This window comes from Rubritalea profundi, assembly GCF_002954445.1.
GTDB classification, from domain to species: domain Bacteria; phylum Verrucomicrobiota; class Verrucomicrobiia; order Verrucomicrobiales; family Akkermansiaceae; genus Rubritalea; species Rubritalea profundi.
On the sequence record NZ_MQWA01000001.1, the window covers coordinates 2,943,267 to 2,957,652 of the forward strand.

At 49.8% G+C, this 14,386-nt stretch carries 10 protein-coding genes, 2 tRNA genes and 4 pseudogenes; 9 read left to right on the forward strand and 7 right to left on the reverse strand.

Annotated elements, in window-relative coordinates:
* Positions 1-26: 26 nt before the first annotated feature.
* The 3 genes and pseudogenes from BSZ32_RS20630 to BSZ32_RS12990 all read left to right on the forward strand — a co-directional run bounded on the left by BSZ32_RS20630 (position 27) and on the right by BSZ32_RS12990 (position 3,699).
* Positions 27-224, forward strand: coding sequence for a c-type cytochrome domain-containing protein (locus tag BSZ32_RS20630; protein WP_105043805.1), 198 nt, complete (start codon positions 27-29; stop codon positions 222-224).
* Positions 214-2,265 (forward strand): annotated as a pseudogene (locus BSZ32_RS19850) (PSD1 and planctomycete cytochrome C domain-containing protein); the annotation flags it as partial. The gene BSZ32_RS20630 and the pseudogene BSZ32_RS19850, both read left to right, overlap by 11 nt.
* 6 nt (positions 2,266-2,271) lie before the next feature.
* Positions 2,272-3,699 (forward strand): annotated as a pseudogene (locus BSZ32_RS12990) (DUF1501 domain-containing protein).
* A gap of 60 nt (positions 3,700-3,759) precedes the next feature.
* On the opposite strand, the gene BSZ32_RS12995 reads toward BSZ32_RS12990, so the two are convergent.
* Positions 3,760-4,047 carry an NO-inducible flavohemoprotein gene (locus BSZ32_RS12995; protein WP_240610637.1) on the reverse strand — a complete coding sequence of 96 codons (288 nt, stop codon included), beginning with the start codon at positions 4,045-4,047 and terminating at the stop codon, positions 3,760-3,762.
* A 46-nt stretch (positions 4,048-4,093) separates the two neighbouring features.
* Positions 4,094-5,005: a globin domain-containing protein gene (locus tag BSZ32_RS13000; protein ID WP_105043811.1), complete on the reverse strand. Its 912-nt coding sequence runs from the start codon at positions 5,003-5,005 to the stop codon at positions 4,094-4,096.
* A gap of 87 nt (positions 5,006-5,092) precedes the next feature.
* Between BSZ32_RS13000 and BSZ32_RS13005 the strand changes: the two genes are divergently transcribed.
* Positions 5,093-5,533, forward strand: coding sequence for an Rrf2 family transcriptional regulator (locus tag BSZ32_RS13005; protein WP_105043812.1), 441 nt, complete (start codon positions 5,093-5,095; stop codon positions 5,531-5,533).
* On the opposite strand, the gene BSZ32_RS13010 is transcribed toward BSZ32_RS13005, so the two are convergent.
* The 5 genes and pseudogenes from BSZ32_RS13010 to polA all read right to left on the reverse strand — a co-directional run bounded on the left by BSZ32_RS13010 (position 5,519) and on the right by polA (position 11,532).
* A complete protein-coding gene (locus BSZ32_RS13010) occupies positions 5,519-6,169 on the reverse strand; it encodes an HD domain-containing protein (RefSeq protein WP_105043813.1) in 651 nt (216 codons plus the stop codon). The genes BSZ32_RS13005 and BSZ32_RS13010 overlap by 15 nt on opposite strands.
* A complete protein-coding gene (locus tag BSZ32_RS13015) occupies positions 6,093-6,314 on the reverse strand; it encodes a hypothetical protein (RefSeq protein ID WP_129589749.1) in 222 nt (73 codons plus the stop codon). Before BSZ32_RS13015 ends, BSZ32_RS13010 begins: the two co-directional genes overlap by 77 nt.
* Before the next feature lie 952 nt (positions 6,315-7,266).
* Complete coding sequence (locus BSZ32_RS13030; protein WP_206018844.1) at positions 7,267-7,839, reverse strand: type 1 glutamine amidotransferase domain-containing protein; 573 nt, start codon at positions 7,837-7,839, stop codon at positions 7,267-7,269.
* Positions 7,840-8,149: 310 nt separating this feature from the next.
* Positions 8,150-8,356, reverse strand: coding sequence for a cold-shock protein (locus tag BSZ32_RS13035; RefSeq protein WP_105043817.1), 207 nt, complete (start codon positions 8,354-8,356; stop codon positions 8,150-8,152).
* A gap of 336 nt (positions 8,357-8,692) precedes the next feature.
* Positions 8,693-11,532 (reverse strand): annotated as a pseudogene (gene polA, locus BSZ32_RS13040) (DNA polymerase I).
* Positions 11,533-11,891: 359 nt separating this feature from the next.
* Between polA and BSZ32_RS13045 the strand changes: the two are divergent.
* The 5 genes and pseudogenes from BSZ32_RS13045 (at position 11,892) to BSZ32_RS13065 (ending at position 14,317) form a co-directional block, all read left to right on the forward strand.
* The gene (locus BSZ32_RS13045; RefSeq protein ID WP_129589751.1) at positions 11,892-12,245 is read left to right on the forward strand and encodes a hypothetical protein; all 354 of its coding nucleotides are present in this window, start codon (positions 11,892-11,894) and stop codon (positions 12,243-12,245) included.
* A 338-nt stretch (positions 12,246-12,583) separates the two neighbouring features.
* A tRNA-Thr gene (locus BSZ32_RS13050) sits at positions 12,584-12,658 on the forward strand.
* A 64-nt stretch (positions 12,659-12,722) separates the two neighbouring features.
* Positions 12,723-13,906 (forward strand): annotated as a pseudogene (gene tuf / locus BSZ32_RS13055) (elongation factor Tu).
* Between the two features lie 71 nt (positions 13,907-13,977).
* Positions 13,978-14,054 (forward strand) — tRNA-Trp (locus BSZ32_RS13060).
* A gap of 35 nt (positions 14,055-14,089) precedes the next feature.
* Positions 14,090-14,317 (forward strand): preprotein translocase subunit SecE, encoded by a 228-nt coding sequence (locus tag BSZ32_RS13065; RefSeq protein ID WP_105043819.1) that lies wholly within the window; start codon positions 14,090-14,092, stop codon positions 14,315-14,317.
* Positions 14,318-14,386 lie beyond the last annotated feature (69 nt).

A 14,386-nucleotide genomic window follows, 5' to 3' on the forward strand; every position in this document is an offset into this window, starting at 1 on the left:
AAGAATTCCGAGTATCCATTTCAGTCATGCACTGTATAGCACTCACTTTATTACTCTTTGGAATCAGCGGCTATGCGGACTCTGAGCCCGTTGAATTCAACCGTGATATCCGGCCGATTTTATCGGATAAGTGCTATGCCTGCCACGGACCTGATAAGGAGGCTAGAGAAGCTGATTTACGTCTAGACACGGAAGAAGGACACGGAAGAAGGCAGTCAAGCTGACCTAGATGGGCATCAAGCCATTGTGCCGGGAAATCCTGATAAAAGTGCTCTTATTCTACGCATTAACTCGGACGATGAAGACCTAGTGATGCCTCCACCCAGTTCTCACCTAAGCCTTAAAAATAAGGAGAAAGAGCTTCTCAGGCAGTGGATTAAAGAGGGCGCTAAGTGGCAAGGTCATTGGTCGTTTCAGCCCATTTCTCGGCCATTTCTCACCAGCCACAAGGCACATTCTATTGATGCGCTGGTGCATGCTCATTTGAAAAAAAATGCGGTGGAACCGGCTGCTCCAGCAAAGCCAGTGGTTTGGTTGCGCCGCGTTACTCAAGACCTCACGGGCTTGCCTCCCACGCTGGCCCAAATCGATGCCTTTCTCGCAGACTCCTCAGATAAGGCCTATGAAAAGGTCGTCGATCGTCTGCTCTCCAGCGTCGACTACGCGGAGCGCATGACCACAATTTGGCTCGATAATGCGCGTTATGCCGATAGCAATGGCTTCCAGTTCGATAATGCTCGAACCATGTGGCCGTGGCGCGATTGGGTGATCAAATCCTTCAGGGAGAACATGCCCTATGACCAATTCGTGACCCAGTAACTGGCTGGCGATTTACTAGAAGATCCAAGCCAGGACCAATTGATTGCCACCGGTTTCAACCGCAATCATGGCTATTCCATCGAGGGGGGAATCAACGATGAAGAATACCGGGTGATGTATGCCAACGATAAAACCACGACATTTGGCACCTTACTTCTCGAGCTAACAATGGAATGCACCCGATGTCACGATCACAAATATGATCCCTTAACTATGGAGGATTACTATTCACTTTCGTCATTTTTCAATACCAGTGCTGAAGTCGGCGCTCCTGGGGAAAGAGGCCGCAGGAAAAAGACTGCAGCTCCCTTTATTGAATATTTTCCAATTGCTGGCCAATCACTCTCAGGTTCTGACAAAACCTCCAAAACATCTGACAAACCGGTCTTAGTTATGGTGATGGAAGAGAAGAAACGCGACAGCCACATTCTACTCCAAGGGCTCTTCGACCAAATCGGAGCTAAGGTTAAACCGCGTACTCCGACCATATTACCAAGCTTTGATGGCTATCCAGCCAACCGCCTAGGTCTGGCTCAGTGGTTGTGCGCCGATGATAACCCGCTGTTTGCCCGAGTCACAGTCAATCGACTTTGGCAGCAACTTTTTGGAGTCGGTATCGTGAAGTCGTCTGACAACTTGGGTTTACAAGGTGAGCTTCCTAGCCACCCAGCATTGCTCGATTGGTTGGCGACTGAATTTCGGGACAATGACTGGGACCTCCAGCATATCATTCGGATGATCGTGCTCTCTGACACCTACCGTCAGTCCTCAAAATTCCGCAAGGACATCTAGGATCCGGATAACCGCCTGCTGGCTAGAGGGCCGAGCTTTCGCCTGCCAGCGGAAGTTATCTGCGACCAAGCATTGGCTGCAAGTGGCCTCATCTCTCATGCCGTTGGGGGCCCTAGCGTGATGCCTTACCAGCCAGCTAAGTTGTGGGACGACCTCAACGCTCCACCGTCTCACGCCGAAACCTACACTCAAAGCTTTGGTGACAAGCTCTAACGCAAGAGCCTCTATACCTACTGGCGACGGGCGATACCGCACCCAGAAATGGCCACCTTTGACGCACCAAGCCGTGATGTCTGTAGCGTGGAGCGCATTGCTACCAACACCCCCTTACAGGCACTAGTCACCTTGCGCGCCCCTATTTATTTAGAATCATCCCGAGTCTTAGCGGAGTCGCTTATCGGCAAAAAAGACCCCATCCAACTTGCCTTCCGCCGCATTCTGTCGCGCAAAGCTGACGCGATTGAGCTAAGCGCATTGAGCCAGCTCCACCAAGACAGGCTCGAATCCTACCAGAAAGACCCAGAGGCTGCGCGTCGTTTTCTCAAAGTGGGGGAACACCCGACTCAGCCAAATTCCAATAAAGCCGAAGTGGCCGCTCTGGCTGATGTCTGCCTCGCTATCTTCAACCTCAGTGAATCACTCACTCGCAAGTAATCTCCTATGAAAGATCTCATCGAATCTGCTATCCTCAGCATGAACCGTCGCCAGACGCTTAAGACCATTGGCGGTGGATTCGGCTCCATGGCTTTAGGCAACATGCTGGCCGACGCTGGAGACTTCACTCCGACGGCTCATCACAAAGCAAAAGCAAAGCGCGTGATCTACCTCTTTCAAGCCGGTGGTCCCTCACAGGTCGATCTATTCGACTACAAACCGGCGCTCAAAAAGTTTCACGGGACAGACACCTTTTCCCATGTTGAAAAATCCGGACGACTCACGGGATTTACCGACAAACACAAAATCCACCCGATTATTAACTCGCGTTATAAGTTTGAGCAACATGGTGAATGCGGATCGTGGGCGAGTGAATTGGTTCCTCATATGAGTAAAATCGTTGATGATGTCTGCACCATTCGTTCAGTCTGCACCAAACCGATCAACCACGACCCGGCAATGACCTTCATGCAGACTGGTCACAACCTCCCGGGGCGGCCATGTCTGGGATCATGGATGAGCTACGGCCGCGGCAGTATGAACTAGAATCTGCCAGATTTCGTCGTGCTAGTCTCAAAAGGTGACCTAGGTAACATGCAGCCACTCAACTCCCGACTATGGGGCAATGGCTTTCTGCCTGGCCACTATCAAGGAGTGCGTTTCCGCTCGGGTTCCGAACCTGTACTTTACTTGGAGGACCCTGCAGGCAAGAGCATGAAGGACCAACGTCGCATGCTCGACACCATTAGCCAACTCAATCAGCATGAGCTCCAAAGCAGTTGCGACCCAGCGATTGAGACCCGTATTATGCAGTATGAAATGGCTTTTCGTATGCAGACCTCGATCCCTGAATTGTCTGACTTCTCCGACGAACCCGAGTTCAGCTTCAAGCTGTATGGTGAGGATGCGCGCCGCCCGGGAACCTATGCCTATAATTGCCTCATGGCGCGCCGGCTGGCTGAGCAAGATGTCCGCTACATTCAGCTATACCATTCCGGCTGGGATCACCATTTCAACCTACCTAATCACCTTCCAAAACGTTGCCGCGAGAACGATCAAGCCAGCGTGGCCTTGATCACCGACCTTAAGCAACGCGGATTACTCGACGACACAATTGTCGTCTGGGGTGGCGAATTCGGCCGTACTTCGTTTAGCAAGAGTGGTAGAGTCAATGAATCCTACGGTCGTGATCACCACGCCAATTGCTTCACAAAAATTGTGGCCGGCGGTGGCTTCAAGTAAGGTCTCAATTACGGCGAAACCGATGACCTATCGTATCGTGTCACCCGTGATGAAGTGACTGTCCACGACTTACACGCCACGATCCTCCATCAACTAGGGCTCGACCACGAACGACTCACCTACACCTCCCAAGGTCGCCGCTATCGTCTCACCGATGTCGAAGGACATGTCATGAAAAACCTCTTGAGCTAAACAAAACAAGCTGGAACCACCATCACTCCAACAATAGGAATGATGGCTGCCTCGGCAAGTTTAGCCTTCGAGTTCATCGTGCGGGCCGAAAAATTCGAAATGGATTTTATCCACTGGGTGATTGAATGCCTTAAGCGCCTTGTAGACTTGAGCCATCATTGGCTTTGGACCGCAGAAGTAGACTTCGGTTTCTGAGGTGAGGTATTCCGAGAGAAATGTCTCATCGAAAAACCCTTCACTGTGGTAGTTCCCTTTGTCTTCTTCCGCTGGATGGCTGTAGCGGAAGAGCGCATTGATTGCTGGGTTTCTCTTTGCGAGTCCGCGGACTTCATCAGCGAGTGCGTGCATTTTACCATTGATAGCACCGTGGATGAAGGTGATGTCTTTGCTCGGACTAGCGTGGCAGCATCGAAAGCACTGGTGTGAGACCTACTCCGCCAGAGAGGAAAAGAACCGGAGTTTCTGCAGGGTGCTCGCCGAGGAAGAATTCGCCACAGGCTGGAGCGACCTCGATTGTTCCACCTTGTTGTATTTGCTCGTGAAGGAATGTGGATGCGTAGCCGTTTGGCGTGTCATCACCACCAGCAGTTTCACGCTTCACGCTAATGCAGTAGTGGTTCCAGTCAGATGAGCCCGAGAGTGAATAATTACGCATCGTGGTCATCTGGCTATTTCCTGTAAATGGGCAAGCGCTAGCCTTAGCATTTTCCTTAAGAAGGGGAACGCGTACTGTGAGGTATTGCCCGGGCTTGAACTTTGGAAGTGGCTTGCCGTCAGCACGCTTGAGATAGAACGAGGTGATCGTATCGCTTTCCTTCACGCGCTTAAAGACCGTCATGTCGGTGAATCCCTCCCAACCCGCATCTTGTTGGTTGTCGTAAATGGATTTTTCCGCGCCAGTCAATACTCCAGCTAGGAAGCCATAAGCTTCAGCCCAAGCATCGAGAATTTCTTTTGGTGCAGGATTGAGTAAGTCATCGATAGAGTCGAGCTGGTGCTCACCCACGATTGGGTAGTGCTCAGGCTTGATGCCGAGTGATGCGTGCTTGTTGGAAATACGACTCACTGCTTCAGCCAGATTTTCTGGAGTTTCAATATTTTGGGCGAAAGCGCAGATGGCGGCTCCGAGTGCTTGTTGTTGGTTGCCTGTCTTCTGGTTGGCTTGGTTGAAAAATTCCTTCACCTCTGGGTTGCCAGCAAACATGCGCTTGTAGAAGTGTTCGGTCAGCGCTTGGCCGTTTTGTTGGAGGAAGGGAATGGTCGCTTTGACCGTCTCGATCATTGTTGTGGATAGTGTCGTGCTCATTTGAATTTAAATAGGTTTATAACAAGCGTATTTAGTCAATAGTTAAATAGACTTTCAAAATGCGTACTATATGTTATATCATGAAGTGTGAAGGTGACATACCATACTGACTATGCTCTCAGGCTGTTGATTTATTTGCTCACGCATCCAGACGATGTTGTGAGTACGCGGACTGTGGCTGAGGTGTACGGCGTCTCGCTGAACCATATGAACAAGGTGAGCCAGCATCTAGTGAAGCTGGGATTGCTCAATGCCACACGTGGACGTGGTGGAGGGGTGAAACTCTCAGAGGTGGCGCGTGAATGGCGTCTTGGAGACTTAGTGCGGCAGTTAGAGCCAACTGGTGAAATCGCGCAATGTTCAGGAAACTCCACGGTGGAGCCGTGCAGAATAGCGCCAGTATGCTATATCCGCTCGATTTTTGCCGGCGGGACCATGGCGTTCTATAATCATCTCAATGGCTATAAAATAGAGGATCTCACAGCTAAAAATGCTGACGAAATGCGCCAGTTATTAGACGGTGCCTAATTGCGCGCCACAAATTGAGGATTCCGGTATCCAGCCATCGGTGACGGCTTGTTGGATGCGGCTATGAACGTAATCCCACAGGGAGGGGCAGGCGCGTTCGATCTTTTTGTTTTTGGAGAAAATTTGTGCGTAGCTCACTGAGTTTTCTTTCCAGGCTCGGCCACTGGTATTGAGGTTGTGGATCAGAGGGATCATTCGATCGAGCGCAGCGGCGAACTGTGCGGTGTCGCTCTCTTCAGCTTCAAATTCGTCCCAGATGGCGCGAAATTCTTTAGCTTGTGGCTCGGGGAGGAGTCCGAAGATTCTATCCGCCGCCGCTTGTTCGCGCTCGGCTTTGTCTTCATGTCCTTTATCATCGTAGCAAAAAGTGACGCCGGCATCGACTTCCACGATGTCGTGGAGCAGAAGCATGTGAATCACTCTATTGATATCCACTCCAGATTTAGCGTAATCCGCTAATGTCAGAGCAAATGTCGCAACCGCCCAAGAATGTTCGGCTGAATTCTCAAAGCGTGACTCTGAGAGTAAGTAGGCCTTACGCTGGACATCTTTGAGCGCATCAATCGCCTTGATGAAGTCGATACGCTGCTGGAGTTGGTTTAATTTTTTTGAGGATCCATGCTTTTGCTTCTGCAGTAGGTATGGAGGCTATAGCGTCAAAGGGGATTGGTTTACCATCAACAAGGCGAACATTTCGAGGGAATGCATCGGTGAGTAATATGTCGTGGTTTCGATTGTAGTAGGCCCCAGAACTGACAAAGTGGTATCCGTAATGAGCCAAGGACTCAGTGATTTGATTTTGATTGGGTGTGGCGTCGCCAGCATACGGTTGACTAATACAAATACGAGGCAACCAACCATCACGAGCTGGCGCTATGATTCCTTCGAAGCGCGTCTTGTAATGACTGATTTGATTGAGAAATTGCCACCGATAAAGTAGAAAAATGGGTCGTCATTGCCTCGTGCTATGAAGTTTCGCCCAGTAAGTTCTGAATCGATAGGATCAAACACAACATCACAGCCAAAATTGTCGCTGTGTGTGATCTTGTAAATTCTGTGCTCTTCTCCTTCTATACAAAAATTGATATGCTCATCTCCACCAAAGAAGCTCAGCAATGGTGAGTTTAGGCGCTCTTCGAGTGTTTTTGAGATGGGGAAGTGCTCGGCGAGAGAGGTGAGAGCTTCACGGTAGTTTTCGCGAGCTTCCTGCCAACTGAGCGTTCGGCAGATTTGTGAAACGCGTCCCAGCTGCCGAGTGATTTCAACCAGCTGACTTTTGGAGCTGCTGGCATCAGTCCTGTAACAATCTTGTTCATTGATACTTAGACGCTATGTCGTAGGTGAGGAGATGTCAAAACCTGATTGTTCAACTCCTTTTGCGGTAGTTACCGTCGTTTAGTAGGGTGGCTAAGTCAGATAAAGGAGCAGACCTGGTACGTGCTTGAAGCTGGAAAGGTGAGGATGGAGTAAACTCCACTACCCAAAGTAGGGGCTAGGCAAAGGCGTCTATCAAGAAGAAGTTTTCTGACCATGATTGGACTGTTTGAGTAAGCCCTATTTTTTTAGGAGCCTGATGACAGCTTCAGCTGAGGGGGCTGCCGAGGCTGGATTTTGACCGGTGACGAGGCGTTCGGAGGTGACAATGAATGCTTGGAAATCGGGGCCAGATTGGTAGATGGCTCCTAGTGTTTTGAGCTTATTTTCTAGTAGGAAGGGAACGGACTTAGTGAGACCTACAGCTTCTTCCTCGGAGTTAGTGAAAGCGGTGAGTTTTTCCCTTTGATAAGGAGAGAGCCATCAGGGAGCTTGATGTTGATCAGCGCTGCCGGACCGTGACAGACTGCTGCAACCACACCCATATTGCTGTATATTTTGCCAGCTAGCGATGAGAGTCCAGGAGCCTGAGGGAAGTCCCACATGGTGCCGTGACCGCCGGCAAAGAAGACTGCGCGGTAGTCGTCGGCATTAAGGTTCTTGATAGCTGGGGTGTTTGCTAAAGCTCCGAGCGATCCTTTGCTTTCCAGAAATCGTTTATTGTCCGGGTCGCTCAGGTCTTTGCTGCGAGGGTCGATAGGAGCATTGCCGCCAGTGGGACTAGCGAAATCGACGGAGAATCCGGCCTTGGTGAAGCGAGTCCATGGGTGTGACACCTCAGAAAGCCAGAATCCTGTGGCCTGGCCGTTCGGCATTTTGGCGTGGTTGGTAACAACCATGAGAATCTTCTCTTTAGAGTCGTCGGCCCTTAAATTTGAGCTCAGAAGTAAGCAGCAAAGAATGAGGAGAGTATGGCTTAGGAAGTTTTTCATAATCGGTCCTCTAAAAGTAGTAGTCCTCAGGTTTAGTCAGACTTTAACAATCCGAGAAATGCAGGGAACGCACGGGTTCCGGCTCGACATACCTGATTTTTGCTGGGGCGGATCAGGATTTGACTAGACATAAGAACAGCGCATAAATGCGCTGTATCTAGCGATATCAGGTAATGAAACCTGGTCTCGATCGCTGGCGAGTTATTCAAATGAATGAATTATTTAGAAAATAACGCCTTTGGAATGGGACAGCTTGTGGCAAAGCCACGCTTGTGACTGGCCCATTACCAAATTTGTTATGTGCTGCGAACTAAACTGGAGTTACTTTGTTCGCGCAAGGGCCTTTTTGGCCTTGTCCAACTTCGAACTCAACGGCTTGGCCGTCATTCAATGTTGCGTATCCGTCTCCGGATTGAATTTCTGAATGGTGAACGAACAAGTCGTTACTTCCGTCTTCAGGTGAAATGAAGCCGAAGCCTTTGTCTGCGTTGAACCATTTAACTGTACCTTTACTCATGTTATTGTTTTAATTATTTCGGTGAGAAGTTATAAAATCACTGTTCCAATTCACCGCTTGGATAGTGAGATGACGGTAATCGAAGATTGCCGTCTGAATTACCATTAAACGTATTTTCGATTTTAGCGAGAGGAATTTTACCAACTTGTTCATTTTTAGTGTCCGCAGCTGTTTTTTTAGGCACTATTGCTTAATTTCTCTAAGAACTGTGAACACAGGGTACTCTTCAAAAGTTGCTGCATTGTAGGAACAGGTCATGGATGTGTGGAGCGTAGAAGAGGCATCTTGACTCTTCTACTGTTATCTTTCAAAGAGGCTGGAAGCCCTCTTTTACGTCTAGTGAGCTTCGAGCCAGTTGTTGCCGGTGCCGGAGTCGGCTTTGGCGGGGACGTTGTGGGGGAGTGCTAGTGCGGTTTCCATGGCTTCGGTGATCAATGGGATGAGTGCGTCTTTTTCGTCGAGTGCGAGGTCGAAGATGAGTTCGTCGTGGACTTGGAGGATCATCTTGCTTCGGTAGTTGCCGTCGCGCAGGATTTTGTCGACTTTGACCATGGCGAGCTTGATCATGTCGGCGCCGGTGCCTGGATCGGGGTGTTGATGGCGGCGCGCTCGGCATTTTTGCGGATCATACCATTGCGCGAGCTGATGTCGCGGAGGATACGGCGGCGTCCACCGAGTGTCTCGACGTAGCCATCTTTCTCAGCTTGCTCCATGGTGTTGTCCATGAAGGTTTTGATGGCGGGGTATTGCTCGAAGTAGGAATCGATGATGCTGGCTGCTTCTGCGCGTGGGATGCCGAGTCGCTGGGATAGGCCAAAGGCTGAAATGCCATAGATGATGCCGAAGTTGACCATCTTGGCGGACGAGCGCATGTCGCGGGTGACTTCATCGAGCCCGACTCCGTAGACGCGGGCGGCGGTGGCTGTGTGGATGTCGAGGTCTTGCTGGAAGGCTTCGATCATAGCTTGGTCGCCAGCGATGGCTGCCATGACTCGGAGTTCCACTTGGGAGTAGTCGCATGCGAGCAGAGTGAAGTCAGCACTGCGTGGGATGAAGGCTTTGCGAATCTCGCGGCCAGCTTCACTGCGCACGGGGATGTTTTGCAAGTTCGGGTCTGAGGATGCGAGACGGCCCGTGGCTGTCATCAACTGATGTAGGTGGGTGTGGATGCGGCCATCGCTCGGGCAGATGTGCTCGGGAAGTGCATCGACGTAGGTGGACTTAAGCTTCGCTGCCTCTCGGTATTCGAGGATGTTGGCGATGATCGGGTGCTTCGACGCTAGCGCTGAGAGGGTCGACTCGTCGGTCTTGAATTGGCCAGTCTTGGTCTTCTTTGGCTTCTCAACGAGTTCCATTTCGCCGAAGAGAATTTCGCCGAGTTGCTTTGGTGAGTTGAGGTTAAACTCTTTGCCAGCTTGTCCATAGATGTCAGCGGTGAGAGTCTCGAGCTTTTTGCCGAGGGTTTTACCAATCACCTTGAGGCTCTCTAGGTTGACTGAAATGCCTTCATGCTCGATGCGTACAAGGACGGGAAGAAGGGGTGACTCGATCTCGTAAAAGACATCGGACTGGCCGGATGATTCGAGTTGCTCCGCGAGGATTTCTGCGAGCTGGAAGGTGACGTCGGCATCTTCGCAGGCGTAGTCGGTGAGAGCCTCGGAGGGGATTATCGACATGTCGATGTGGTTCTTCTTTTTCTTTTTAGGTTTTTCCTTCTTTTCCGCGAAGCTAAAGAGGTCGTCATCGGCGCTGTCAGCTTCTTGCTGTAGCTCAACTTTTTCTGCGATTTCGCTGAGTTTGATAGGCGTGTAGCCGAGCATGGATTCAGCTAGGTAGTCCATGTTGTGGCGTTGATCTGGCTCGACTAATGCGTGAGCAAGCATGGTGTCGAAATACGGTGGGGCAGCATCGAGTCCCTGAGCAAGAAGAACTGAAAGGTCGTACTTGAGGTTGTGGCCGATCTTGGTGGCTTTGGATGTGAGCGCTGGACGCAGGGCTTCGATAATCTCAGCAATGCTGAGTTCGGTTGAAGGTGCGACAAAGTAGGCTTCACGCGCTTTCCAGCTGAGGGCGACACCGAGAACTTTGGCAATGCGCGGATTGAGCGACGTGGTCTCGAGGTCGAAACAGAACAGGTCTTGTCCGTTGAGGAGTTTGGTGACTTTTTCGAGAGCTGCAGGGGTATTGACTATAGTATAGTGAGTCTTGAAATCTGAGAAGTTCTTGAGGGCTGCTTGCAAGAGTTCAGGTTGTTCCGCTACTGCTGTGGTGTGGCCACGGCCAGACTGGAAGTCATTTCCATAAAGCCGTTTGCCTAGTGCGCTGAACTCGAGCTCAGTGAAAAGTGACTTCACTGCATCGTCATCGCGATTTTCAAGGACGAGATTCCCGAATGTTGTTTCGACCGGGACATCGAGGATGATGGTGGTGAGGATCTTAGAGAGCAGAGCTTGTTGTTTGTTGTTCTCCACGTTTTCCTTCTGTTTGCCTTTGAGTAGATCGGTGGACTCTAGGAGCTTTTCGACGGAGCCGAATTGCTTGACGAGCTTCTTAGCTGTTTTTTCGCCAATGCCTGGGACGCCGGGGATGTTGTCTGAGACGTCACCCCAGAGGGCTAATACGTCGATGACTTGTTTTGGGTCATCAATTTGCCACTTTTCGAGAATGGCTGGGACATCGAGGAGTTCGGTGTCGGATCCTTTGCGGCCGGGTTTCCACATGGTGGTTGTGGGGGATACAAGCTGGGCGAAGTCTTTGTCCGGAGTCACCATGTAAGTATGGAATGAACCTTCTTGGTCAGCCTTGTGGGCGAGCGTGCCAATGATGTCGTCTGCCTCGAAGCCCGGGAGCTCGATCACTGGGATGTTGAATGCGTGGAGGAGGCGCTTCACTTCTGGGATCGCTTTGGCGAGGTCTTCGGGCATTGCGTCGCGCTGAGCCTTGTACTGCGGGAAAATCTTGTGCCGTGGTGTCGGCTCTTTGGTGTCGAAAGCGACACCGAGATGGGTAGGCTGGTGCTTGTCGAGGATGTCGAGTAACGTATTCATGAAGCCGAAGACTGCGGAGGTGTTCATCCCCTTACTATTATAGATAGGGTTACGAATAAGAGCGAAGTGTGCGCGGTACACCAATGCCATGCCATCGAGTAAGAAGAGACGCTTTTCAGAGGAAGCCATGGACGGAGGATGGACAGAGTAGGGGGGAGGTCAATATTTATAGAAGTTAGGAAAGAAATTTTAGGGCGGAATTTCTCAAAGAATGATCTGGAAAAAAGCACTGGAGCTGATATTGAATCCATCAATGAACATTTCATCCTTCTTCATGATCTTGATTTTTGTGGCAGTAGGCTACGTCGGCCACCCGATTTTATTGCCTTTCGTGGAAGATAAATTGCCGAAGGCTGAGGTGGAAAAAAGGTGAAGATGTCGCAGCGGTTGCTCCGAAAGTCACAGCACCACCAGTCGTTGTTGAGAGTGCCCCAGCATCCCAAGTGGAGCCAGCCGCTCCAGTAGTGGTGGCGGAAACTGTGTTGAAGGTGAATTCTCCTATCACTGAGGAGGTTACTGAAACCGAGCCTGTGGTGGAAGAAGTCAGAGAAGAGATTGCGGTAGATACAGCAACTCCGACGATGATGAGTGAGAGTCATGTGATCCTAGTAATGCAGAAAAGTATCAAAGCTTGTGAGTTGAGAGGGTTTAACTATGACGATGTGCAAGCATTGGTGCAGGCCGGTGAAGAGGAATTTGAAGGTGTCCACTATCAAACTGGACTCGCCACTGTGAATATGACAACAATTTTTGGACTTAAGGAACAAAAAGTGAAAGCGCTCTGTAGTAATGGAAAAGTAGCGAAGTGGCTCTGGGCGGTTTCAGGCGTGGAGGTTCAATAGAGTGTCTATTAGAGATCGAAATGGTCTACTCTACTAGAGTGAAGCTTTTCACTCGGTAAATGACGATCATTCTAATTGAAGTGCAGCGACTCGTGCGGGTTTCTGCATTATTCGTCTAAGGGTGTGATTTTGTTAGGTCTTTAGTGGTTGTTGTTGTTTCAGAGTAACTAGGGGGTTCACCAGTGAGTTACGGTAGCGCGTTTTGTGGAGATCTAAGAAGCCTCTGAAAAAAAGTGAAAAGAATGACAATTTATTTTTGACAGTTGGCTGGAAATTGCTAGTTTGCGCCCGCCTTCCTAGGTCAACTGACTGCGGAGGGGAAATACATCGGTAATAAAGCTCTTGTAGCTCAGCGGTAGAGCGCGTCCTTGGTAAGGACGAGGCCGGCAGTTCAAATCTGCTCAAGAGCTCCATTGCTGATTATCATTTCTTGCATCCGGCAAGTCCAAAATTCAAAGCGCAAAAACATCTAATATTATGGCTAAAGAAGCATTCGAAAGAAATAAGCCGCACGTGAACGTCGGCACAATCGGCACGTTGACCACGGCAAAACTACTCTCACAGCAGCAATCACAAACACCCTCGCAGAGGTTGGTGGTGCAGTTGCTAAAGCATACGACGAAATCGACGGAGCTCCAGAAGAGCGCGAGCGTGGTATTACAATTTCCACAGCACACGTTGAGTATGAGACTGAGACACGTCACTATGCTCACGTTGACTGTCCAGGTCACGCTGACTACGTTAAGAACATGATCACAGGTGCTGCCCAGATGGACGGCGCGATCCTTGTTTGTTCCGCAGCAGACGGCCCAATGCCACAAACACGTGAGCACATCCTACTTGCTCGTCAGGTTGGTGTCCCAGCAATCGTAGTTTTCCTCAACAAAGTTGACCAAGTTGACGACGAAGAGCTTCTTGAGCTCGTTGAGATGGAGATTCGTGAGCTGCTTAGCGCATACGAATACCCTGGTGACGACATTCCTGTTGTTATGGGGTCTGCGCTACTCGCCCTTCAAGGTGACGCCGAACAGAAGAAAAATATCTTCAAGCTTATGGATGCTGTTGATTCCTACATTCCTGAGCCTGAGCGTCCAGTTGATCAGCCATTCCTTATGCCTGTTGAAGACGTATTCTCGATCTCTGGTCGTGGTACAGTTCTCACAGGTCGTATCGAGCGTGGTATCGTTAAGAAGATGGAAACAGTTGAGATCGTTGGTCTCAGTGATACTATCGAAACAACAATCACAGACATCGAAATGTTCCGTAAGCTTCTCGACGAAGGTCGTGCAGGTGAAAACGTTGGTCTCCTCGTTCGTGGTCTTAAGAAAGAAGACGTACAGCGCGGTCAAGTAGTTGTTAAGCCTGGTTCAGTAACGCCACACGCTAAGTTCACTGGTGAGATTTATGTTCTCTCCAAGGATGAAGGTGGTCGTCACACACCATTCTTCTCCAACTACCGCCCACAATTTTACTTCCGTACCACAGACGTTACCGGTGCTATGACCCTTCCTGAAGGTGTTGAGATGGTAATGCCTGGTGATAACGTTCAAATCAAGGTTGAGCTTATCACAAAAATCGCGATGGAGTTGCGCATGCGCTTCGCTATTCGTGAAGGTGGACGTACAGTTGGCGCAGGACGCGTAGCTGAAATCCACGACTAGTCTAGATTTTTTAAAGGTGCCTCTCAGGAGGCGCCTTTATTTATCAGATATAAATAACATCGAAGGTTTATAGGGGCGTAGCTCAATTGGTTAGAGTATCGGTTTCCAAAACCGAGGGTTCAGAGTTCGAGTCTCTGCGCCCCTGCCACCTTTGATTTTTCTTTCTAAAAGAAAAAAGACAATATGTTCAATAAAAGCAGAAATTTCCTCGAAGAGGTAAAGTCAGAATTACGCAAGGCTACATGGCCGTGGGATTCTGATCCAAAAGCAAAAGGCTTAAAGAAGTATAAGGAGCTCGTGGATTCCACCGTGGTAGTTATTATCGCGATTATTCTTCTCGCAGGTTTTGTTGCTGTTTCTGACCTCCTATTGTCCGAAGCTCTAGTTTTCATCACTGAGGTGGCAAGCTAGATTATTCCACATTAGGGTTCTAGCAAATTGGCTAGCTCCCATCATTTTCCAAATATTCATTCTAAACAA